Here is a 19,949-nt window from a genome sequence, read left to right as displayed (position 1 = left end):
GAGGTTCTCCTTCGGCCTACCAGTGCGCGACCGGCACGACCGGTTCGGCATCGGGGTTGGCCACCGAGGGGACGGTGTTCCAGCTGGTCCAGGCCGATTGCAGGGCCAGCAGCGCCAGCAGCACCATGCCCGCCATCACGCAGCCGTAGGTCAGCGAACCGGGCAGTTGCAGGATCGGCGACTTCTCGTCGTGCACGATCTCCAGCATGTTGAAGGTGGCAACCGAGAGCGTGCCGTAGAGCCCCGCGACCACCAGCCACGACAGCGTGGCGACGATGCGCCGCGCGGCCGGCGATACCGCGTCCATCAGGAAGGTGGTGGCGATGTGCGCACCTTGCAGAGCGGCCAGCACCACGCCGGACATCACCAGCCAGGGGAACAGAAACTCGGGCACCTCGTTGGCCCACTGCAGGCTGGCGCCGGTGGCATAGCGCAGGATGGTGTTGGCCACCAGGATCACGAAGATCACGGAGGTGCTGACCCACAGCACGACCTGGCACAGCGCAGCAATGCTGCGTTCGACGGGGTTCATGGCAAGCTCCTTGAACAGGCGGCCGCTCAGAGCCCGCGCGCCGCAGCCGTGACCTTGCCGACGTACTCGCCGATGGGGCCGGCGCGCCACTTGGCGTCGACCGGTGCCGTGGCCTTGGCGAAGGCGGCCTTGTCCACAGTGGTCACCTGCACGCCCTTGGCTTTCAGCTCGTCCAGCAGCTTGGCGTCGGCCTCTTGCGAGAGCTTGCGCTGCAGCGCCGTAGCCTGCGTGGCGGCCTCTTGCAGCGCCTTGCGGTCGGCCTCAAGCAGGCGGTCCCAGCTGCGCTTGCTCATGAGCAGCGGTGTCATCTGGAACATGTGGCTGGTCAGCGCCAGGTGCTTCTGCACTTCGTACAGCTTGCTGGCGTGGAAGTTGACGAGCGGGTTCTCCTGCCCGTCCACCACACCCTGCTGCAGCGCCACGTACAGCTCGGCGAATTTGATCTGCTGCGCATCCGCGCCCAGCGACTGCATGATGTCCACCAGCACCGCATCGGGCGGCGTGCGCATCTTCAGGCCCTTGAGGTCTTCCACCTTGGTGATCGGGCGCTTGCCGTTGGTCATGTGGCGGATGCCGTTGTCCCAGTAGCCCAGCACCACCATGCCCTTGGCCAGCGATTTCTCGGCCAGCTCCTTGCCCAGCGGGCCGTCCAGCAGCTTGAAGGCGTCGGCCGGGGTGGTGAACAAAAAGGGCATGCCGAAGGCGGCGTACTCGGGTACGGCGGCGGACACGGCGCCCTGCGAATTGGCCGAGATGTCCAGCGCGCCGGTGCGCAGTGCTGTGACCATGGCGGCGTCGTCGCCGAGCTGGGCCGACGGGGCGATCGACACCTCGATACGGCCGCCGCTCTGCGCCTTGGCGACTTCGGCGAACTTGACGGCGGCCTCATGGCGCGGGTTGCCGGCGGCGGCGCCGTGGCCCAGCGTCAGCTTGACGACCTGAGCCTGCGCGGCCAGCGGGGTGATCAGGGCGCAGGCGGCCAGGGCCAGCAGGGTGTGGGTGAAGGTGTTGCGTTGCATGGTGTTGTCTCCAAAACAGGGGTGTTCAAAATCAGTGCGGCACAGCGCCGCGTGGGGGTAGATCCAGGGCGCGCGGAACAGGCCATGCCAGGGCACCCGCGGAACTGGCTCTGCCAGGCCGCTGGGTGCGCCCCCCTCGCGCAGCAGAGGGGGTTGGCGGAGCGCGCAGCGCGCAGACTGGGGGGTGTTGATCTCAATGAATCAACATGCCGCCGTTCACGTCGAGCGTGATGCCGGTGCAGTAGGCGGACAGGTCACTGGCCAGGAACACGCAGGCGCCGGCGATGTCATCGGCCCGGCCCAGGCGGGGGAGCGGAATCGTCTCGGCGATCTCGGCCTTTTTCTCTTCGGTCAGCTTGCCCTTGATGATGTCGGTGCCGATCAGGCCGGGCGTGATGCAGTTGACGCGGATGTTTTCCGGGCCGAACTCGCGGGCCATGGCACGGGCCAGGCCGAGCACGCCCGCCTTGGCGGCGGAGTAGTGCGGGCCGCCCAAAATGCCGCCGCCGCGCTGCGCCGAGACGGACGAGATGCAGACGATGGAGCCGCTTTGCTGCGACCGCATGGCAGGCAGCACGGCCTGTGACATGTACAGCGTGCCGCGCAGGCTCACGTCCAGGATGCGGTCGTAGTCGGCGCCGGTGATGTCCAGCGTCTTCGCCGGCTGGGTGATGCCGGCGTTGTTGACCAGGGTATCGATGCGGCCAAAGGCCTTCAGGACCTGCGCCACAGCGGCTTCACACGAGGCCTTGTCGGTCACGTCGGCGACGAGGCCCAGATGGCCATCGCCCAGGCGGGCGGCGGCAGCGGCAGGTTCGGCACGGGCCAGATCCAGCAGGACGACGCGAGCGCCCTGGGCGGCCATCAGCCTGGCGGTGGCATAGCCCAGGCCGTTGAGGCCGGCGCCGCCGGTGATCACGGCAACTTGGTCTTTGAGCAGCATGTCTTCATCTCCTGTGTGTGGGGGTGGGGCGATCTTCGGCAGCACTGCACATGACGACAAGCGATGGTTCTTCAGCCTAAGATGACGGATCGTCATCTGAAGACCGGGTTCTCCCTCCTCTGCGCTATGGCTGCCCCACCCCCCCTGCCCAACCTGTTGGCCTTCGAGGCCGTGGCACGCCGACGCAGCTTTGCGTTGGCGGCTGCCGAGCTGCACTTGACGGCTTCGGCCATCAGCCACCAGGTGGCACGGCTGGAGGCGCACCTGGGCGTGCGCCTGTTCGAGCGCAGCGCGCATGGGGTGCGGCTCAGCACCGCGGGTGAGCAATACCTGTCGCGCATCGGCGGCGCGCTGGCCGCCATCACGGCCGCATCAGACGACCTGCGCCAGGGCGCACAGAACACGCTGTACGTGCACTGCGCGCCCAGCATCGCCAGCCTGTGGCTGATGCCGCGCCTGCGCGGGTTTGCGCAGGCCTGCCCCGACGTCGCGCTGAACCTCTCGGCAGCCCACACGCACAGCGACTTCGCGCTGGGCCAGGCCGATCTGGACATCCGCTACGGCATTGCGCAGTGGCCCGATCTGGTGGTCGAGCCCTTGTTCGAAGAGCGGGTGCTGCCGCTGGCCAGCCCGGCCTTCATCAAGGAGCACAAGCTCAAGCGCATCGAACAATTGCTGGCGCTACCGCTGATCCAGAGCAACGTGAGCATCGTGCAGTGGTCCGATTGGTTTCGCACCTTCGCCCGCGTGCGCGCACCCGAGCGTTTCGGCTTGCGCTTCGACCGCGCGCAGCTGTCACTGGACGCAGCGACGCAAGGGCTGGGCGTGGCGCTGGAAAGCAGATGAACGCGGGCGGCCATTTGGCCGAGCGCAAGCTGGTGCCGGTGTTCGGCCCGGAGCAGGCGATCAAGGTCAAGGCCCACTTCGCCGTGTACCCGGCGCGCCATGCCCGGCGCGCGCCGGTGGAGGCGTTTCTGGCGTGGCTGCATGGCGAGGCGGCAAAGAGCTGAGATCGCGCGGGCAACGCACCGCCGACCGCCTGCCGCCGTGACGCGCTCGCCTCGCGCGGCCAGGGCCACGGCCACGAGCAGCACCGGGTAGACCGGGATCGGCGCCCACAGACCCTGCAGGGCCTGCGCCCACGGCCCGTGCGGGGCACTCATTTCGGCGCCTTATCAATCCATGTGATTCCTGAATTTCCCACCGCTGCAGGCCGATGGCTTAATCGCGCTGGCCCCCGGCACCCCGTGTCGAAACGGCACATCACAGCGCGCCCATAGACGGCACCGCATCAGGAGACGGCATGACATGGCGATGGAACAGGTAGCGCACGGCGCGGGTGGCGCCCTGTCCTGCGCGTCTTCGATCTCGCAGGTCGCTGCATGTCGGCCTCAACCAACACCCGCCATCGCCCCCCAGCCCATGCACACATCGCTCCACTACATCGACGGCCAATGGACCCCTGGCGACGGCGCCGGCCCCCTGGGCGAAGCCTTCAATCCTGCGACCTCCGAGGTGGCCGACCTGTTCGCCGAGGGCGCGGTCGCCGACGCGCAGGCCGCCGTGGCCGCCGCCCGCCAGGCGTTCGACACCGGCGCCTGGGCCCACAGCCCGCGCCTGCGGGCCGATCTGCTGCTGGCGTTTGCCGACCGGCTGTATGCCCGGCGCGAGGAGGTGGCCGACTGGCTGGTGACGCTGAACGGCAAGCTGCGGCGCGAAGCGATGGGCGAGACCCTGGCTGGGGTGTCCGAGCTGCGTTACTACGCCGGGCTGGCCCGCAACCTGGCGGGCCGCGTGCTGGAGGTCGAGCCTGGGTGCCATTCGGTGCTCGAGCGCGAAGCGGCCGGCGTGGCCGTGGTGATCGTGCCCTGGAACGCGCCGGTCACGCTGCTGGTGCGCTCGCTGGCGCCGGCACTCGCGGCCGGTTGCACGGTCGTACTGAAGCCGGCGCACCAGACGGCGCGGGTGCACAACCTGGTGCTGCAGTGCCTGGTGGACGACGAGCGACTGCCCGCGGGCGTGGTGCATTCGGTGATCGCGTCGGGGCCGCAGGTCTCGCGCGCGCTGTGCATGCATCCCGATGTGGACGTGATCAGCTTCACCGGCTCGTCCAGCGTGGGCAAGCAGATCGCACGCGACACGGCGCCACTGTTGACCCGGCTGTCGTTGGAGTTGGGCGGCAAGGCGCCCGCCGTCGTGCTGGCCGATTGCGATGTCGAGCGCACGGTGCAGGGCATCGTGGCCGGCGGCATGGTCATGGCCGGCCAGCAGTGCACGGCGATCGCCCGCGTGCTGGTCGAGGCACCGCTGTTCGAGCGCTTCACGCAGCAGCTGGGCGCGGCGCTGGCGCAGGTGCGCGTGGGCCCCGGGCACGACCCGGCCTCGCAGATGGGCTGCCTGATCGACTGCCGCGCGCGCGACCGGATCGCCGCCTTGCTCGATGAAGCCGCCAATGACCCCGCCGTGCGCGTGCATTTGCGTGGCGAGCCGGGCAGCGGCGCGCTGGCACGTGGCGCGTTCATCACGCCCAGCCTGCTGGAGGTGCAGGACCTGGGCAGCCGCTTCGTGCAGGAAGAACTCTTCGGCCCGGTGCTGGTGGTCGAGCGCTTCGGCGACGACGCCGAGGCCGTGGCCCGCGCCAACGCCACGCGCTACGGCCTGGGCGCCAGCATCTGGGGCCGCGACGCCGCCCGGGTGCGGCGCATGGCGCGCCGGCTGCGCAGTGGCACCGTCTGGGCCAACAGCCACAACCGGCTGTTTGCCGAAGCCGAGACCGGCGGCAGCCGCGACAGCGGCTATGGCCGGCTGCACGGGGTGCAGGGGCTCGACGATTTCCTGCAGACCAAGCACTTCTACTACGAGGACGCCCTGTGAGGGGCACCAGCATGCACACCGACAACGCCGCAAACGTCTCGCACACCACCGCCCACTACCTGCTCGAAGGCCTGGTCGAGCTGGGCATCGACTACATCTTCTCCAACCTCGGCACCGACCACGTGGCGCTGATCGAGGAAATGGCGCGTTGGCGTCGCGAGGGCCGCCGCCACCCCGAGGTGGTGTTGTGCCCGCACGAGAACGTGGCCATCCACATGGCGGCCGGTTACGCGGCGATGACCGGGCGCGGCCAGGCCGTGATGGTGCATGTGGACGCCGGCACCGCCAACGCCGCCATGGGCATGCACAACATGTTCCGCGGCCGGCTGCCGGTGATGCTCATCGCCGGCAAGGCACCGTTCACGCTGCGCGGCGAGCTGCCGGGCTCGCGCGACAACTACGTGCACTTCGTGCAGGACCCGTTCGACATCGGCAGCCTGGTGCGGCCCTACGTCAAATGGGAGTATTCGCTGCCCACCGGCGTCATCGCCAAGGAGGTGCTGCGGCGCGGCCAGGCCATGATGCAGAGCGACCCGCCCGGCCCGGTCTACCTGACGCTGCCACGCGAGGTGCTGGCCGAGCAGTGGCCCGCCGCCGACGTGCGCGCGTTCCCGGCCGATCGGTACGGCCCGGTGGCGGCCAGCGGGGTCGACCCGGCGCAGCTGGCGCCGTTGGTCGAGCGCCTGCTCACGGCGCGCGCGCCCATGGTCGTCAGCTCCTACCTGGGCCGCAAGGCCGAGGCCGTCGACGCGCTGGACGAGCTGGCCACGCTGTGCGGCCTGCGCGTCTACGAGTTCCAGCCCACCCACCTGAACATCGCGCGCACTTCGCCCTGCTTCGGCGGCTTCGACCCCGGTGCCGGCCTGGCCGACTGCGACCTTGGCCTGCTGCTGGACGTGGACGTGCCGTGGCTCCCACGCTTCACGCGCGAGAACCCGGCGACCTGGTGGGCGCACGTCGACGTCGACCCGCTGAAGCAAGACTTTCCGATGTGGGGCTTCGCCAGCGACCTGCGGCTCAAGGCCGACGCGGCCACCGTGCTGCGCCAGCTCGCCGGCCTGGTGCGCGCGCGCGCCGACGCCGACTTCCACGCCCGCGTGGCGCAGCGCATCGCCGGCTGGGAGCCGGCCAACACGGCGCGCCGGCAGGCGGTGGCGCGCGTTGCGCTGGACGCCGGCAAGCCCGGCGCCATCTCCCCTGCGGCCGTCTGCGCGGCGCTGGGCCGCGCGCTGCGGGCCGAGGACATCGTCGTCAACGAGGCGATCCGCAATTCGCCAGCGGTGCTGCAGCAGATCCCGCGCAGCCTGCCGCTGACCTTGCTGGGCGGGGCCGGTGGCGGCCTGGGCTACAGCGGGGGCATGGCGCTGGGCGTGAAGCTGGCGCGGCCCGACGTGCGCGTGGTGCAGGTGGTGGGCGATGGCGGCTTTCACTTCGGCACGCCGACATCGGTCTATGCCGTGGCCCAGCGCTACAGCGCGCCGATCTTCACGGTGCTGCTGGACAACGGTGGCTGGCAGGCCGTGAAGGAGGCGGTGCTGCGTGTCTACCCCGACGGCGAGGCAGCGCAGGCCGACGAATTCCAGGCGCGGCTGCAAGGCGAGCACCGCCATTTCGAACAGGTCTGCCAGGCGTTCGGCGGCCATGGCGAGGCGGTCAGCGACCCGGCCGACCTGGAGGCGGCCATCGCGCGCTGTCTGCAGGCCGTCGACGCCGGCCAGGCCGCCGTGCTCAACGTGCGCGTGGGCCTGCAATGACAGTGGCGCCGGCCAGGCCGCAGGTGCTGGTGGTGGGCTGCGGCGCCATGGGCGCGATCTTCGCGGCCAAGCTTTCCGCCGTGGCCGACGTGGTGGCCTACGACACCCATGCCGCCCACGTGGCGGCGATCAACGAACGCGGTTTGCGCGTGTCCGGCGTGTCCGACCATCATGTGCGGCTGCGCGCCACCGGCCAGCCGGAGAGCCTGGCAGGCCAGCCCTTCGACTACGCGCTGCTGCTGGTCAAGTCGGCCCAGACCGGCGCGGCAGCGCGCGCACTGCTGCCGCATGTCGGCACGCGGCCGCTGTGGGTCACGCTGCAGAACGGCATGGGCAACACCGAGCAATTGCTCGCCTTGCCCGGGCTGCGCGCGGCGCGAGGCGTCAGCATGGACGCCGGCCGCTACCTGGAGCCGGGCGCGGTGGAACACCTGGTGCACGGCGGCGGCAGCTGGCTGGGCCCGGTCAATGCCGAACTGGCGGCCTGCGAGGCGCTGGCCGCGCTGCTGACCGCGGGCGGCATGCCGACGCAGGCGCTGGCCGACCCGATGGGCGCGGTGTGGGCCAAGTTCGTCTTCAACTGCGTGATGAACCCGGTGGGCGCGCTGCTGCTGGGCGTCAACGCCGCGCGCTACGAGGTGGCCGAGGTCCGAGACCTCGTCGACGACATGGCCGAGGAGTGCCGCCGCGTCGTGCAGGCGCTCGGGGGCGAGTTCGCGTTCGAGCCCATGGCCTACGTGCAGCGCGTGCGCAGTGGCGAGGCGCCCATGGCCCGCCACTGCGGGTCGATGGCGCTGGACATCCAGCGCGGCGCGCCGACCGAGATCGACGAGCTGACCGGCTTCGTCGTGCGCGAGGCGGCTCGCCTCGGCATCGCCGTGCCCGCATGCCGCACCGTTTACCGGCTGGTCAAAGGGCTGGAGCATGCGCGTGCATGCCAGCTCGCCGGCTGATCCCTTTCACACAACAGGAGACTTCACGATGCATTCTTCCCACCGACGCCTGCTGCTGGCGCTCGCCGCCACGACCAGCCTTGCAACGCTGGCGCCCGCCGCCCACGCGCAGGCCAACGCTGCGAGCGACTTCCCGACGCGGCCGATCACCATCGTCGTAGGCTATTCGCCCGGCGGTGCCAACGACGTGCTGGCCCGCATCTACGCCGAAAAACTCGGCGCCGAGCTGGGCCAGTCGGTCGTGGTGGAGAACCGGCCCGGCGTCGCCGCGATCGTGGGCACCAGTTACGTGGCGCGGGCCAAGCCCGACGGCTACACGCTGCTGATGGGCGCCAGCGGCCCGATGGTGTTCAACCACGCGGTCTACGCCAAGCTGCCCTACAAGACCGACGACCTGGTGCCCATCTCGCTGGTCGGCACGTTCCCCATGGTGCTGCTGACGCAGGCCACGCACCCGGCCACCACCGTGGCCGAACTGGTCGCACAGTCGAAGCAGCAGCCCGACAAGTCCAACTACTCGTCGTCGTCTTCGTCGTTCCAGCTCGTGACCGAGCTGTTCAAGCAGAAGACGGGCGCACGCGCTACCCATGTGCCCTACAAGGGCAGCGGCGACTCGATCCAGGCCGTGATGGCCGGCGACGTGACGATGACGCTGGTCGACGCCGGGCCGGCCTCGACGGCGCTGCAGGGCGGGCGCGTCAAGGCGCTGGCGGTCACGTCGACTGAACGCCTGAAGGCGCTGCCGCAGGTGCCCACCATGAAGGAGCTGGGCATCGACCTGACCGTCGTGTTCTGGAGCGGTCTGCTGGCACCGGCCGGGACGCCGCCGGCCATCGTCGAGAAGCTGCAGCGTGCCATCGTCAAGGTGGGCGAGCGGCCCGAGGTGAAGGCGCGCATCGCCGCACTGTCGATCGACCCGGTGACGACCACGCCGCAGGCCTTCGGCGAGCAGATCGCCACCGAGATCCGGCTGTGGAGCCAGGTCGCGCGCGACAACAACATCAAGGCCGAATGAGGCCGCGGGCGGCATGAAGATCGCCATCGTCGGCGCCGGTCTGGGCGGGCTGACCGCGGCGCTGGCGCTCACGCGCCAGGGCTTTGAGGTCTGCGTGCTGGAGCAGACGGCGCAGCTGCGCGAAGTGGGCGCCGGGCTGCAGCTCAGCGCCAACGCCACCCGCGCGCTGTACCGGCTGGGCCTGCAGGAGCCGCTGGAACGCGTGGCCTGCCTGCCGGCTGGCAAATGCATCCGGCTGTGGAACACGGGCCAGCGCTGGACGCTGTTCGACCTGGGCGCCGAGTCGCTGCAGCAGCATGGCTACCCCTACCTGATGCTGTACCGGCCCGACCTGCATGCCGTGCTGGTGGCGGCCTTGCAGCAGGAAGCGCCACAGGCGCTGCGCCTGTCGGCCCGCTGCGTGGCTGTCGAGTGGCGCGGCGCGCGCCCTGCGGTGCGGCTGGAAGACGGAACGCTGGTCGAGGCCGATGTGCTGGTCGGCGCGGACGGCGTGCATTCCCTGCTGCGGGCCTCGCTGTTCGGCGCCGATGCGCCGCGGTTCTCGGGCTGCCTGGCCTGGCGCGGCGTGGTGGCGGCCGAGCGCCTGCCGCCGGCGCTGCGCGAGCCGGTGGGCACCAACTGGGTCGGCCCCGGCGGGCACGTCATCCAGTACCCGTTGCGCGGCGGCAGCCTGATGAACTTCGTCGGCATCGTGGAGCGCGGCGACTGGCAGCGCGAATCGTGGACGGCGCAGGGCAGCACGCAGGAATGCCTGGACGATTTCGCCGGCTGGCACCCGGACATCCACACCCTCATCGAGGCCATCGACCAGCCGCACAAATGGGCGCTGATGGTGCGCGACCCGCTGCCGCAATGGACGCGCGGAGCCGTGACGCTGCTGGGCGACGCCTGCCATCCCACGCTGCCGTTCCTGGCGCAAGGCGCGGCGATGGCGATCGAGGACGGCTACGTGCTGGCGCGTGCGCTGGCGGCCTCGCGCGACGACCCCGCGCAGGGGCTGCAGCGCTACGAGGCCGCACGGCTGGCGCGCACCACGCGCATCGTGCGCGACTCGGCGGCGATGGCCGGGCGCTTTCACAACCCGGCACTGGCCGACGCCGCCGGTGCGGCGGACTACGTGGCACGCGAGTGGCAGCCCGACCGGGTGCGCGAGCGTTACGACTGGCTGTTTCGCTACGACGTGGACAGCGTGCCCGTGTGAGCCGAAGGCCTGACAGATCGCCCCAACGCGATGCTGAATAGGTCCCGCGAGTGCGCGCGCCCTGGATCGGGATGAGATGCGAGGCGCAAACCGCAACGATAGCCCGTGCCATCGCGAGGATTTGCAATGACGCAGGCCGCCCGAGTCCAGGAATGTGCGCGCCGCGAGCACATGTTCAGCGTGCCCCTAAAGCTGCAGGCACACCCCCACCAGCCCCAGCAGCACCAGCAACAGCCCCCAGCGCTCGGCCGATCGCAGTTGCTCGCGGAAGATCCTGCGCGACACCAGGTAGCTGAAGAACACTTCGATCAGACCCAGCGTGCGCACCTCGGCGGCCGGGTGCATCGACATGGCCGTGAACCAGCCGATCGAGGCGAACGCGCCCATCATTCCGGCCACCACCGACAGGCGCCACACGCGTGCGATGGTGGCCAGCGCAGCCGGGTCGCGCGCCAGCAGCCAACCGCCCAGCAGCAGACTTTGCAGCAGCTGCGCCCACAGCACGCCCCAACCGCCCAGCAGCCAGGGTGAGACACCCGGCATGGCCAGCGCCGCACCGCGAAAGCCGACGGCCGACAGCGCGAAGCAGGCGCCCGAGGCCAGGCCGTACAGCACCGCCCGGTTCACAGGCGCACCCGCGACAGCTGCCGCCGCAGGCTTGGCCGGCAGCGACAGCAGCACCACGCCCAGCGTGGCCACCACCATGGCGCCAGCCGCCACCCAGCCCGGCACCTCGTGCAGGAACACGGTGGAGAACAAGGCCACCTGCAGCACCTCGGTCTTGGAAAACGCCACGCCGACGATGAAATTGCGCTCCTGCATGGCCTTGAGCAGCAAGGCCGTGGCCAGCAGCTGTGCCACGGCGCCGGTGGCCACCCAGGCGGCATAGCCGGCATGGAATGACGGCATGGCCGCAGTGCCGCCGGCCAGGTGTTGCACCACCACCACCCACACCAGCGCAAACGGAATGCCGTAGAGAAACCGCGCCAGCGTGGCCGAGAGCAGGCCGGCCCGGCTGGTCAGGCTGCGCTGGGCGGCATTGCGCACGGTCTGCGCGAAGGCGGCCCACACGGTGATGGGGATCCAGGCCCAGGCGGCCAGTGCGGGGAGTTCCATGAAGGGCGACGTGCGCGACGTTGGGAGAAGCCGGGCAGCGTAGCGCAGCGCGAAAGAAGCCCGCTTCTCGATTGACGATGACCGCCATCGCTTGAAAACTGCGCCCGCGCCTCCAGTTCTGTCGGACGCCGCCCCTGCACGCCGATGTTCACCCTCTCACAACTCCTGTTCGGCGCCATCCTGGCCAGTGCGCTGGTGGCGGTGCTGGCCATTGCCGGCGCCCCTGGCTGGCAGCGCTGGCGCCGCGCGCGGCTGCAGCGCCAGCCGTTTCCGGCCGCGTGGCGCCCCATCCTGCAGCGCCACGTGCCGCAGGTGCGGCGCCTGCCGGCCGATCTGCAGCTGCAGCTCAAGCAGTTGATGCAGGTGTTCATCGCCGAGAAGCCCTTCATCGGCTGCCGCGGTCTGGTCGTGACCGAGACCATGCGCGTGGTGGTGGCGGCGCAGGCCTGCCTGTTGCTGCTGAACCGGCCCGGTGCGCATTTCGCCAACTTGCGCCAGGTGCTGCTGTACCCGAATGCCTTCCTGGTCGACCGCGTGCAGCACGAGCCCGGCGGCGTGCTGCGTGACGAGCGCCAGGTGCTGGCAGGCGAATCGTGGCAGCAGGGCCAGGTGGTGTTGTCGTGGGACGACGTGCTGCAGGGCGCGGCCGTGCCTGACGATGGCCGCAACGTGGTGGTGCACGAATTCGCGCACCAACTCGACCAGGCCGATGGTGCCGCCAACGGTGCGCCGCCGCTGCCGCGCAGCATGGACCGCCAACGCTGGGCCGAGGTGATGGCCGATGCCTACGCCACGCTGCAGCGCCAAGTGGCCGCCGGCGAGGCCACGCTGCTGGGCGACTACGCCGCCACCAACCCGGCCGAGTTCTTCGCCGTCGCCTGCGAAGTGTTCTTCGAGCAGGGCCCGCAGCTGGCCGCGACGCAGCCCGCGCTGTACGCCCAGCTCAGCGCCTTCTACGGCGTGGACCCGACCAGCTGGTGAGCGCCTGCGCCCGGAGCCGCGTCAGGTGCGGCGTCGGAAGCGGTTGATTCGGCGCCGCCCTCCCCGCTCTGCTGCAACGCCCACATGCTGGCGTAGCGCCCATTGGCCGCCAGCAGCGCCGCGTGGGTGCCGCGCTCGACGATGCGGCCGGCGTCCATGACCAGGATCTCGTGCGCATCCACCACGGTGGACAACCGGTGCGCGATCACCAGCGTGGTCTTGTTGCGCGCGACCGATTGCAGCTCGGCCTGGATCGCGCGTTCGTTGGCCGAATCCAGCGCCGAGGTGGCCTCGTCGAAGATCAGGATCGGCGGGTCTTTCAGCAGCGTGCGGGCGATCGCCACGCGCTGCTTCTCGCCGCCCGAGAGCTTCAGGCCGCGCTCGCCCACCATGGTCTGGTAGCCGCGCGGCATGGCGATGATGAACGCGTGGATGTGCGCCGCACGCGCTGCCGCCTCGATCTGTGCCTGGGTGGCACCGGGCTGGCCGTAGCCGATGTTGTAGGCAATGGTGTCGTTGAACAGCACCGTGTCCTGCGGCACGATGCCAATGGCCTGGCGCACGCTGGCCTGCGTCACGCTGCGGATGTCCTCGCCGCCGATGCGCACATGGCCTTGCTGCACGTCGTAGAAGCGAAACAGCAGCCGCGCCAGCGTCGATTTACCCGAACCCGAGGGGCCGACCACCGCCACGGTCTTGCCATCCGGAATCTCGAAGTCCACGCCGTGCAGGATGGGGCGCGCGCTCTCGTAGGCGAAGTGCACGCCCTCGAAGCGGATGGCGCTGCCCCGCGCCGCATCGCGCGGCTGCGCCCCGGGCGCGTCGGCCACTTCGCGCTCGCGTTCCATCAGGCTGAACATCTTGTCCAGGTCGGTCAGGTTCTGCTTGATCTCGCGGTAGATCACGCCCAGGAAATTCAGCGGGATGTACAGCTGGATCATGAAGGCGTTGACCATCACCAGATCGCCCAGCGTCATGCGGCCAGCCGCCACGCCGGCCGTGGCACGCCACAGCATCAGCACCAGCGCGCAGGCGATGATCAGCTGCTGGCCGGTGTTCAGGAGCGACAGCGTGGTCTGGCTCTTCAGCCGCGCGCGGCGCAGGCGGTCCAGGCTTTCGTCGTAGCGGCCGGCCTCGTAGCGCTCGTTGTTGAAATACTTGACGGTTTCGTAGTTCAGCAGCGAATCGATGGCGCGCGTGTGGGCCGTCGAATCGAACTCGTTGACCTGCTTGCGAAACTGCGTGCGCCACTCGGTCACGATGACGGTGAACGTGATGTACAGCGCCAGCGCGGCCAGCGTGATCCAGGCGAACCAGGCGTCGAACTTGACGGCCAGGATGCCCAGCACCAGGCCGACCTCGACCAGCGTGGGCACGATGCTGTAGAGCGAGTATGAGATCAGCGACTCGATGCCGCGCACGCCGCGCTCGATGTCGCGCGTCATGCCGCCGGTCTGGCGCTCCAGGTGAAAGCGCAGGCTCATCGCATGCAGGTGCGTGAAGGTCTGCAGCGCAATGGTGCGGGCCGCACCCTGCGTGGCCTTGGAGAACACCAGGTCGCGCAGCTCGGCGAACATCGAGGTCGACAGCCGCAGCAGGCCATAGGCCAGCAGCAGCCCGGCCGGCACCACCAGCACGGCGGCCGGGTCGCCCGGCTTGATCGTCATGGTGTCGATCAGGTTCTTCAGCAGCACCGGCACGCCGACGTTGGCGAACTTGGCGCCGAGCATGAACGCCAGCGCGAACCCTACGCGCCACTTGTACTGCATCAGGTAGGGCACCAGGCGGCGCAGCGTGGCCCAATCGGATCGGCCGGACGGCGCCGGCGCAGCGGTGTCGGCAGGGATGGGGGCAGAGGGGGCGAGGTGGCGCATGGCAGACAATCGTGGCGTTCGTTGTGTTTGTTCTTCTTTTGCGGAGATTGTCCCGGATGTCCACCATTGCAAGTACCGGCCTGGCCGAACTCCCCACCGACATGGAGCTGGTGCTCAAGGTCATTCCCATGCCCGCGGACACCAACGGCAACGGCGACATCTTCGGCGGCTGGGTCATGGCCCAGGTCGACCTGGCCGGCGGCGTGTTGCCGGCCCGGCTCATCGTCGGCAAGTTCGCCACCGTGGCCGTCAACGAGTTCATCTTCAAGCAGCCGGTGCGCGTCGGCGACCTGTTGTCGTTCTTCGCGGCCATCACGCGCGTGGGCAACACCTCCGTCACCGTGCAGGTCGAGGTCTACGCCGAACGGCGCCATAGCGTCGACCGCTACGTGAAGGTGACCGAGGCGCGGCTGACCTACGTGGCCATCGGCGAGGACGGCCGCCCACGGCCCATCGCCCAGAGGATCAAGGCCGCCTGAGCATGGCCGACGACATCAGCGCGCTGCGCCGCGTCCTGCACCAGTGCCGGCGCGTGGCCATCGTCGGCCTGTCGGCAGAGTGGCACCGGCCCAGCTTTTTCGTCGCCAAGTACCTGCAGCAGCACGGCTACCAGGTGTTCCCGGTGAACCCGCGCTATGCGGGCGGCGAGATCCTGGGGCAGCCGGTCGTAGCCAGCCTGGACGATCTGACCGAGCCGGTGGACATGGTGGATGTGTTCCGCCGCACCGAAGATGTGCTGCCGCTCGCGCAGCAGGCGATTGCCATCGGCGCCAGGTGCCTGTGGCAGCAGATCGGCGTGGTGAACGACGAGGCCGACGCGCTGGTGCGTGCGGCCGGGCTGGACTCTGTGATGGACCGCTGCGTGAAGATCGAGCACGCGCGCCTGTTCGGCGGGCTGAACTGGGCGGGCGTCAACACCGGGGTGATCTCGGCGAAGCGGCCGGTGGTGCCGCGCTGACCCATGGCGGACCACGTCTTCCAACCCGAAACGCTGGCCATCCACGCCGGGCAGATTCCGGATGCGGCCACCGGCGCGCGCGCCCTGCCGATCTACCAGACCACGAGCTTCGTGTTCGACAGCGCCGACCATGCGGCCGCGCTGTTCAACCTGCAGACCTTCGGCAACGTCTACTCGCGCCTGTCCAACCCCACGGTGGCCGCCCTGGAAGAACGCGTGGCGGCGCTGGAAGGCGGCCGCGCAGCCGTGGCCAGCGCCTCGGGCATGGCGGCCGAGGCCATGGCGCTGATGACCATCCTGCAAGCCGGCGACCATGTGGTGGCGGCCGGCGCCCTGTATGGCGGCACGGTGACCATGCTGGCCGTGAACCTCCGAAAGTTCGGCATCGAGACCACGTTCGTCGATGCCAACGACCCGGCCGCCTTCGCCGCCGCGATGCAACCCAACACGCGCGCCGTGTTCGCCGAGAGCCTGGGCAACCCCAGCCTCACCGTGCTGGACATCGCGGCCGTGGCCGATGTCGCCCATGCCCACGGCGTGCCGCTGGTGGTGGACAACACCGTGCCCAGCCCCTATCTGTGCCAGCCGCTGGCGCTGGGCGCGGACATCGTCGTGCATTCGGCCACCAAATACCTGGCCGGCCACGGCACCACGCTGGGCGGCGTGATCGTGGAAAGTGGCAAGCCCAATGGCGGCCGGCCCACGGGCAACTTCGCCTGGAACAACGGCAAGTTCCCCGGCATGACCGAGCCCTCGCCGGGCTACCACGGCGTGAAGTTTCACGAGACGTTCGGCGATTTCGCCTTCACGATGCGCGCGCGGATGGAGACGCTGCGCGTGTACGGCGCGGCGCTGTCGCCGATGTCGGCCTGGCAGATCCTGCAAGGCGTGGAGACGCTGCCGCTGCGCATGGAACGGCATTGCAGCAACGCGCTGAAGGTCGCGCAGTTCCTGCAGCAGCACCCGCGCGTGCGCTGGGTCAACTACCCAGGCCTGCCAGACCATCCGCAGCACGCGCTGGTGCAGCGCCAGATGCGCAGCTTCGGCGGCGTGGCCGGCGCCTCGGGCCTGCTGGCATTTGGGGTCGAGGGCGGCGTGGAGGCCGGCGTGCGCTTCATCGAATCGGCGCAGTTCATGAGCCACCTGGCCAACATCGGCGACACGCGCACGCTGATCATCCACCCGGCCAGCACCACGCACCGGCAACTGGAGCCCGACCAACAGATCGCCGCTGGCGTGCTGCCCGACATGGTGCGGCTGTCGGTGGGGCTGGAGCATGTGGACGACATCCTGTGGGATCTGGACCAGGCGCTGGCGGCTGGACCCTGAGGCAGGCGGGGGCCGCAACGCGCGCCCTGCCCGGGGGCGCATCACTTGAACTTCAGCGTGCGCGGCCGCGCTCAGGCCCCTGGCGGGCCGCCATTGCACAGGCCCAGGGCCTGCGCCACACGGATGGCCGCCCACGCATCGTTGGCGGCGTAGCGCAGCTGCCCGTCGCTGAGGGTGCGATTGGCCCAGTTGGAGGTGCTCTGCTTGTGCGACTTGGTGAAGCGCTGGCCGAACACGATGGCCACCGCCGTCTTCACGCCCACACTCTGGCGGTAGCCACGCTCGCGAAACACGGTGCCCAGGTCCAGCAGCGACTGCGGCTCGATGCCCAGCTTGGCGCGGATCTGCGTGCGGTCGCCATCCAGGCCGAAACCCAGCTTGAGCAGTTGACGCGAGGCCAGCAGTTGCGCGGCCACGGCGCGGCACTGCGGGTCGTGCAACTGGAACACCCAGCCACGCTCCAGGCTGGCAAGCTGCAGGGTATGCGGGCCGGTTGCAACTTCGTTCTTCAGGAAAGTGGGCTTGGACTCGGTGTCGAATCCCAGCCACCGCTGGCCATCGAGCGCGGCCAAGGCGCGCGTGGCGTCTGCGGCAGTGGCCACCAGCTCGATCTGCGGCGGCTGCAGGCCCTCGAAGAGCGGGAGCTGAGCGATCTCGTCGCGGCTGGGGGGCAGGAGGCGCGGTGCTTGCATGCTTTCAGTCGCAGCAAGGCTGCCTGGTGGTTTGGGCGATGCTAGCCCATGGTCCGTTCCATGCGGATCGCATCGAACGGGCAGCACACGAAGCACAGTGCGCAGCCGGTGCACCCGGCCGCGTCGTCCAGCACGGCATGCTTGGCCCCCCAGCGGGCGTGGCCGGGCACCTGCAGTGACAGCACATGCGGCGGGCACGCGCCCACGCAGCGCCCGCAGCCGGTGCAACGGGCCGGATCGATGGTGGGCAGGGCCTTGGGCGCGAGAGGCATGCGGATGGTGCAGGTGCGGCGCCGCCATGGTGCGGCGCCGCAGCCATTGTGCGATGGCACGGGTGCGGCCAATGGCAGACTCGCGCCATCGACCACGACACCAGGAGACGCCATGTCCGAGACCCCTGCCCCGCTGGTCCTGCGCACGCAAGATGAGCAGGGCATCCGCACGCTGACGCTGAACCGGCCGGACGCCTTCAACGCGCTGAGCGAGGCCATGCTGCAGGCGCTGCAGACCGAGCTGGACGCAGCCGCCGACAGCAGCCTGCGCGTGCTGGTGATCGCCGCGGCCGGCAAGGCCTTCTGCGCCGGGCACGACCTCAAGGAGATGCGCGCCGAGCCGTCGCTGGCCTACTACCAGGCGCTCTTCGCGCAGTGCACCAAGCTGATGCTCACGATCCAGAAGCTGCCGGTACCCGTCATCGCGCAGGTGCAGGGCATCGCCACGGCGGCAGGGTGCCAGCTGGTGGCGATGTGCGATCTGGCCGTGGCGGCAAGTGACGCGCGCTTCGCCGTCAGCGGCGTCAACCTCGGCCTGTTCTGTGCGACGCCCAGCGTCGCCCTGTCGCGCAACCTGCCTCGCAAAGCGGCGTTCGAGATGCTGGTGACGGGCGGCTTCATCGGCGCCGACGAGGCGCGTGCCAAGGGCCTCATCAACCGTGTGGCCGAGCCGCACGCGTTGGCCACTGCGGTGGCCGAGCTGGCCGCCAGCATCGTGGCCAAGCCGGCCGTGGCGTTGGCCATGGGCAAGGCGCTGTTTTACCGCCAGCTGGAGGTCGGCATCGGCGCGGCCTACCAGGACGCCGGCCAGACCATGGCCTGCAACATGATGGAGGCGGCCGCGCTGGAAGGCGTGCAGGCCTTCATCGACAAGCGCAAGCCAGCCTGGTGAGACGCCGGGCCGCCGTGCTGCACGCTATCCTCCACCGATCAACAAGGAGGATGTGATGCCATCGATGGAGTCGGACCTGCTGGGGCGCGAATGGACAGCGCTGCACCGCGATTGCGAGAAGAGCGAGCGCAGCGCGCTGTGGATCAAGCTGGCCGCGATGGCGCTGACCGTGGTGGTCTTGGCGCTGGGCTTTGACAGCGTGCTCGCCATCCTGCTGCTGGCCATGCTGTGGCTGCAGGAGGCCATCGTGCGCACCGGCCAGGCGCGCCTGGTCACACGCTTGCTGCGGGTGGAAGCGCAGCTGGGCGGCGCTGGCGCGGCGACCGACTTTCCTTGCCAGCTGTATTCGGAATGGCAGCTGAGCCGCCCCGGCACCCTGGGCCTGCTGTCGCAATACGCCTCGAATGCCCTGCGCCCGACCGTCGCATTCCCCTATGCAGCGCTGGTCGTACTGCTCTGGGCGGTCACCGTCACCGAGTGAATACCCTCAGCGGCCGCTGGACATAATGCCGCGATGGAAACCAAGTGGCTGGAAGATTTCGTCAGTCTTGCCGAGACGCGCAGCTTCAGCCGATCGGCCCAGCTGCGCCATGTGACGCAGCCAGCGTTCTCGCGGCGCATTCAGGCGCTGGAGGCCTGGGCCGGCACCGACCTGGTGGACCGCAGCTCCTACCCCACACGGCTGACGCCGGCCGGCGAAACGCTCTACACCCAGTCGCTGGAAATGCTGCAGGCACTGCAGAGCACGCGCGCCATGCTGCGCGGCCACAACTCGGCCGGGCAGGATGTGGTGGAGTTCGCTGTGCCGCACACGCTGGCGTTCACCTTCTTCCCGGCCTGGGTCACCAGCCTGCGTGAGAGGTTCGGGCCTCTGAAAAGCCGGCTGATCGCGCTGAACGTGCACGACGCCGTCATGCGCCTGGTCGAGGGCAGTTGCGACCTGCTGATCGCCTACCACCACAGCTCGCAACCCTTCCAGCTGGCGGCCAACCGCTACGAGATGGTCAGCCTTGGGCGCGAGGTGATGGCCCCCTATGTCAAAGCCGACGCCGATGGCGCGCCGCTCTACCAGCTGCCCGGCCGGCCCAACCAGTTGTTGCCCTATCTGGGCTATGCACCCGGCGCCTACATGGGGCAGATGGTCGACATGCTGCTCAAGCAATCGTCCACGCCGATTCACCTGGACCGGGTCTACGAGACCGACATGTCCGAAGGCCTGAAGGCCATGGCGCTGGAGGGGCACGGCATCGCCTTCCTGCCCTACAGCGCGGTCAAGAAGGAACTGCGCGCCCGCAAGCTGGTCAGCGCCGCCCCTGCCGGCATGCAGGGCCTGGAGATGACGCTGGACGTGCGGGCCTACCGCGAGAAACCCTCGGCCAACGCGACGCCCAAGCGCTCAGCGCAAGCGCTGTGGAACTATCTGTCGGACCCGAAATCACCCGGTCCTGCCGGGGTGGCGGCCGACGCGTGAAACTATTCCGTTTCTGCATGGTGCCGCTGTCATTCGGCATTGGCCGATGGGCGGCACTGGCAATTACAGTCCG

Annotated in this window: 19 protein-coding genes and 1 pseudogene; 13 read left to right on the top strand and 7 right to left on the bottom strand. The window is 69.5% G+C overall.

Features of this window, described 5'->3' with window-relative positions:
- Positions 1-16 precede the first annotated feature (16 nt).
- From AC099J_RS08240 to AC099J_RS08230, 3 genes are all read right to left on the bottom strand, one after another.
- A complete protein-coding gene (locus tag AC099J_RS08240) occupies positions 17-532 on the bottom strand; it encodes a TRAP transporter small permease (RefSeq protein WP_479614749.1) in 516 nt (171 codons plus the stop codon).
- A gap of 26 nt (positions 533-558) precedes the next feature.
- Positions 559-1,551, bottom strand: a complete 993-nt coding sequence (locus tag AC099J_RS08235) for a TRAP transporter substrate-binding protein (RefSeq protein WP_479614748.1) — start codon at positions 1,549-1,551, stop codon at positions 559-561.
- 193 nt (positions 1,552-1,744) lie between these two features.
- Positions 1,745-2,494 carry an SDR family NAD(P)-dependent oxidoreductase gene (locus tag AC099J_RS08230; RefSeq protein WP_479614747.1) on the bottom strand — a complete coding sequence of 250 codons (750 nt, stop codon included), beginning with the start codon at positions 2,492-2,494 and terminating at the stop codon, positions 1,745-1,747.
- Between the two features lie 126 nt (positions 2,495-2,620).
- Between AC099J_RS08230 and AC099J_RS08225 the strand changes: the two are divergent.
- From AC099J_RS08225 to AC099J_RS08200, 6 genes and pseudogenes are all read left to right on the top strand, one after another.
- Positions 2,621-3,504: pseudogene (locus tag AC099J_RS08225) on the top strand (LysR substrate-binding domain-containing protein).
- Positions 3,505-3,916: 412 nt separating this feature from the next.
- Positions 3,917-5,368, top strand: a complete 1,452-nt coding sequence (locus AC099J_RS08220) for an aldehyde dehydrogenase family protein (RefSeq protein ID WP_479614746.1) — start codon at positions 3,917-3,919, stop codon at positions 5,366-5,368.
- An 11-nt stretch (positions 5,369-5,379) separates the two neighbouring features.
- Complete coding sequence (locus AC099J_RS08215; RefSeq protein WP_479614745.1) at positions 5,380-7,122, top strand: thiamine pyrophosphate-requiring protein; 1,743 nt, start codon at positions 5,380-5,382, stop codon at positions 7,120-7,122.
- Positions 7,119-8,075, top strand: a complete 957-nt coding sequence (locus tag AC099J_RS08210; RefSeq protein WP_479614744.1) for a ketopantoate reductase family protein — start codon at positions 7,119-7,121, stop codon at positions 8,073-8,075. Before AC099J_RS08215 ends, AC099J_RS08210 begins: the two co-directional genes overlap by 4 nt.
- Before the next feature lie 28 nt (positions 8,076-8,103).
- Positions 8,104-9,090, top strand: a complete 987-nt coding sequence (locus tag AC099J_RS08205; protein WP_479614743.1) for a Bug family tripartite tricarboxylate transporter substrate binding protein — start codon at positions 8,104-8,106, stop codon at positions 9,088-9,090.
- Positions 9,091-9,103: 13 nt separating this feature from the next.
- Complete coding sequence (locus tag AC099J_RS08200; RefSeq protein WP_479614742.1) at positions 9,104-10,291, top strand: FAD-dependent monooxygenase; 1,188 nt, start codon at positions 9,104-9,106, stop codon at positions 10,289-10,291.
- 186 nt (positions 10,292-10,477) lie between these two features.
- Here AC099J_RS08200 and AC099J_RS08195 read toward each other — a convergent pair whose 3' ends face one another.
- Positions 10,478-11,407, bottom strand: coding sequence for an EamA/RhaT family transporter (locus AC099J_RS08195; RefSeq protein WP_479614741.1), 930 nt, complete (start codon positions 11,405-11,407; stop codon positions 10,478-10,480).
- A gap of 144 nt (positions 11,408-11,551) precedes the next feature.
- On the opposite strand from AC099J_RS08195, the gene AC099J_RS08190 reads away from it, so the two are divergent.
- Positions 11,552-12,388 carry a M90 family metallopeptidase gene (locus tag AC099J_RS08190; protein WP_479614740.1) on the top strand — a complete coding sequence of 279 codons (837 nt, stop codon included), beginning with the start codon at positions 11,552-11,554 and terminating at the stop codon, positions 12,386-12,388.
- On the opposite strand, the gene AC099J_RS08185 is transcribed toward AC099J_RS08190, so the two are convergent.
- Entirely contained in the window at positions 12,361-14,262 is a 1,902-nt protein-coding gene (locus AC099J_RS08185; RefSeq protein ID WP_479614739.1) for an ABCB family ABC transporter ATP-binding protein/permease, read from the bottom strand. The genes AC099J_RS08190 and AC099J_RS08185 overlap by 28 nt on opposite strands.
- Positions 14,263-14,318: 56 nt before the next feature.
- Here AC099J_RS08185 and AC099J_RS08180 point away from each other — a divergent pair, with 56 nt between their 5' ends.
- The 3 genes from AC099J_RS08180 to AC099J_RS08170 are packed head-to-tail and all read left to right on the top strand — an operon-like array spanning position 14,319 to position 16,549.
- The gene (locus AC099J_RS08180) at positions 14,319-14,741 is read left to right on the top strand and encodes an acyl-CoA thioesterase (RefSeq protein WP_479614738.1); all 423 of its coding nucleotides are present in this window, start codon (positions 14,319-14,321) and stop codon (positions 14,739-14,741) included.
- 2 nt (positions 14,742-14,743) lie between these two features.
- Positions 14,744-15,220, top strand: a complete 477-nt coding sequence (locus tag AC099J_RS08175; RefSeq protein ID WP_479614737.1) for a CoA-binding protein — start codon at positions 14,744-14,746, stop codon at positions 15,218-15,220.
- Between the two features lie 3 nt (positions 15,221-15,223).
- Positions 15,224-16,549, top strand: a complete 1,326-nt coding sequence (locus AC099J_RS08170; RefSeq protein ID WP_479614736.1) for an O-acetylhomoserine aminocarboxypropyltransferase/cysteine synthase family protein — start codon at positions 15,224-15,226, stop codon at positions 16,547-16,549.
- Between the two features lie 71 nt (positions 16,550-16,620).
- Here AC099J_RS08170 and AC099J_RS08165 read toward each other — a convergent pair whose 3' ends face one another.
- Positions 16,621-17,241 carry a 3'-5' exonuclease gene (locus AC099J_RS08165; RefSeq protein ID WP_479614735.1) on the bottom strand — a complete coding sequence of 207 codons (621 nt, stop codon included), beginning with the start codon at positions 17,239-17,241 and terminating at the stop codon, positions 16,621-16,623.
- A 41-nt stretch (positions 17,242-17,282) separates the two neighbouring features.
- Positions 17,283-17,513: a 4Fe-4S dicluster domain-containing protein gene (locus AC099J_RS08160; RefSeq protein WP_479614734.1), complete on the bottom strand. Its 231-nt coding sequence runs from the start codon at positions 17,511-17,513 to the stop codon at positions 17,283-17,285.
- A gap of 112 nt (positions 17,514-17,625) precedes the next feature.
- Between AC099J_RS08160 and AC099J_RS08155 the strand changes: the two genes are divergently transcribed.
- From AC099J_RS08155 to AC099J_RS08145, 3 genes are read left to right on the top strand one after another with little or no spacing between them, the layout of a single operon-like run.
- A complete protein-coding gene (locus tag AC099J_RS08155; RefSeq protein WP_479614733.1) occupies positions 17,626-18,405 on the top strand; it encodes an enoyl-CoA hydratase in 780 nt (259 codons plus the stop codon).
- Positions 18,406-18,460: 55 nt separating this feature from the next.
- The gene (locus AC099J_RS08150) at positions 18,461-18,886 is read left to right on the top strand and encodes a hypothetical protein (protein ID WP_479614732.1); all 426 of its coding nucleotides are present in this window, start codon (positions 18,461-18,463) and stop codon (positions 18,884-18,886) included.
- Positions 18,887-18,919: 33 nt separating this feature from the next.
- Positions 18,920-19,876, top strand: a complete 957-nt coding sequence (locus AC099J_RS08145) for a LysR substrate-binding domain-containing protein (RefSeq protein ID WP_479614731.1) — start codon at positions 18,920-18,922, stop codon at positions 19,874-19,876.
- Positions 19,877-19,949 lie beyond the last annotated feature (73 nt).

The organism is Rhodoferax sp. RT4P68 (assembly GCF_056521305.1).
The sequence above is the reverse complement of the archived record's forward strand: the minus strand, read 5'-3'. Positions and strand labels throughout refer to the sequence as shown.

What these genes read in the sequence shown, in the direction of transcription:
- AC099J_RS08220 (WP_479614746.1), top strand. Translation starts at nt 3,917, where the DNA reads ATGCACACATCGCTCCACTACATCGACGGCCAATGGACCCCTGGCGAC.
- AC099J_RS08205 (WP_479614743.1), top strand. Translation starts at nt 8,104, where the DNA reads ATGCATTCTTCCCACCGACGCCTGCTGCTGGCGCTCGCCGCCACGACC.
- AC099J_RS08155 (WP_479614733.1), top strand. Translation starts at nt 17,626, where the DNA reads ATGTCCGAGACCCCTGCCCCGCTGGTCCTGCGCACGCAAGATGAGCAG.
- AC099J_RS08240 (WP_479614749.1), bottom strand. Translation starts at nt 532, where the DNA reads ATGAACCCCGTCGAACGCAGCATTGCTGCGCTGTGCCAGGTCGTGCTG.
- AC099J_RS08230 (WP_479614747.1), bottom strand. Translation starts at nt 2,494, where the DNA reads ATGCTGCTCAAAGACCAAGTTGCCGTGATCACCGGCGGCGCCGGCCTC.
- AC099J_RS08180 (WP_479614738.1), top strand. Translation starts at nt 14,319, where the DNA reads ATGTCCACCATTGCAAGTACCGGCCTGGCCGAACTCCCCACCGACATG.
- AC099J_RS08145 (WP_479614731.1), top strand. Translation starts at nt 18,920, where the DNA reads ATGGAAACCAAGTGGCTGGAAGATTTCGTCAGTCTTGCCGAGACGCGC.
- AC099J_RS08190 (WP_479614740.1), top strand. Translation starts at nt 11,552, where the DNA reads ATGTTCACCCTCTCACAACTCCTGTTCGGCGCCATCCTGGCCAGTGCG.
- AC099J_RS08185 (WP_479614739.1), bottom strand. Translation starts at nt 14,262, where the DNA reads ATGCGCCACCTCGCCCCCTCTGCCCCCATCCCTGCCGACACCGCTGCG.
- AC099J_RS08195 (WP_479614741.1), bottom strand. Translation starts at nt 11,407, where the DNA reads ATGGAACTCCCCGCACTGGCCGCCTGGGCCTGGATCCCCATCACCGTG.
- AC099J_RS08200 (WP_479614742.1), top strand. Translation starts at nt 9,104, where the DNA reads ATGAAGATCGCCATCGTCGGCGCCGGTCTGGGCGGGCTGACCGCGGCG.
- AC099J_RS08215 (WP_479614745.1), top strand. Translation starts at nt 5,380, where the DNA reads ATGCACACCGACAACGCCGCAAACGTCTCGCACACCACCGCCCACTAC.
- AC099J_RS08165 (WP_479614735.1), bottom strand. Translation starts at nt 17,241, where the DNA reads ATGCAAGCACCGCGCCTCCTGCCCCCCAGCCGCGACGAGATCGCTCAG.
- AC099J_RS08210 (WP_479614744.1), top strand. Translation starts at nt 7,119, where the DNA reads ATGACAGTGGCGCCGGCCAGGCCGCAGGTGCTGGTGGTGGGCTGCGGC.
- AC099J_RS08235 (WP_479614748.1), bottom strand. Translation starts at nt 1,551, where the DNA reads ATGCAACGCAACACCTTCACCCACACCCTGCTGGCCCTGGCCGCCTGC.
- AC099J_RS08160 (WP_479614734.1), bottom strand. Translation starts at nt 17,513, where the DNA reads ATGCCTCTCGCGCCCAAGGCCCTGCCCACCATCGATCCGGCCCGTTGC.
- AC099J_RS08170 (WP_479614736.1), top strand. Translation starts at nt 15,224, where the DNA reads ATGGCGGACCACGTCTTCCAACCCGAAACGCTGGCCATCCACGCCGGG.
- AC099J_RS08175 (WP_479614737.1), top strand. Translation starts at nt 14,744, where the DNA reads ATGGCCGACGACATCAGCGCGCTGCGCCGCGTCCTGCACCAGTGCCGG.
- AC099J_RS08150 (WP_479614732.1), top strand. Translation starts at nt 18,461, where the DNA reads ATGCCATCGATGGAGTCGGACCTGCTGGGGCGCGAATGGACAGCGCTG.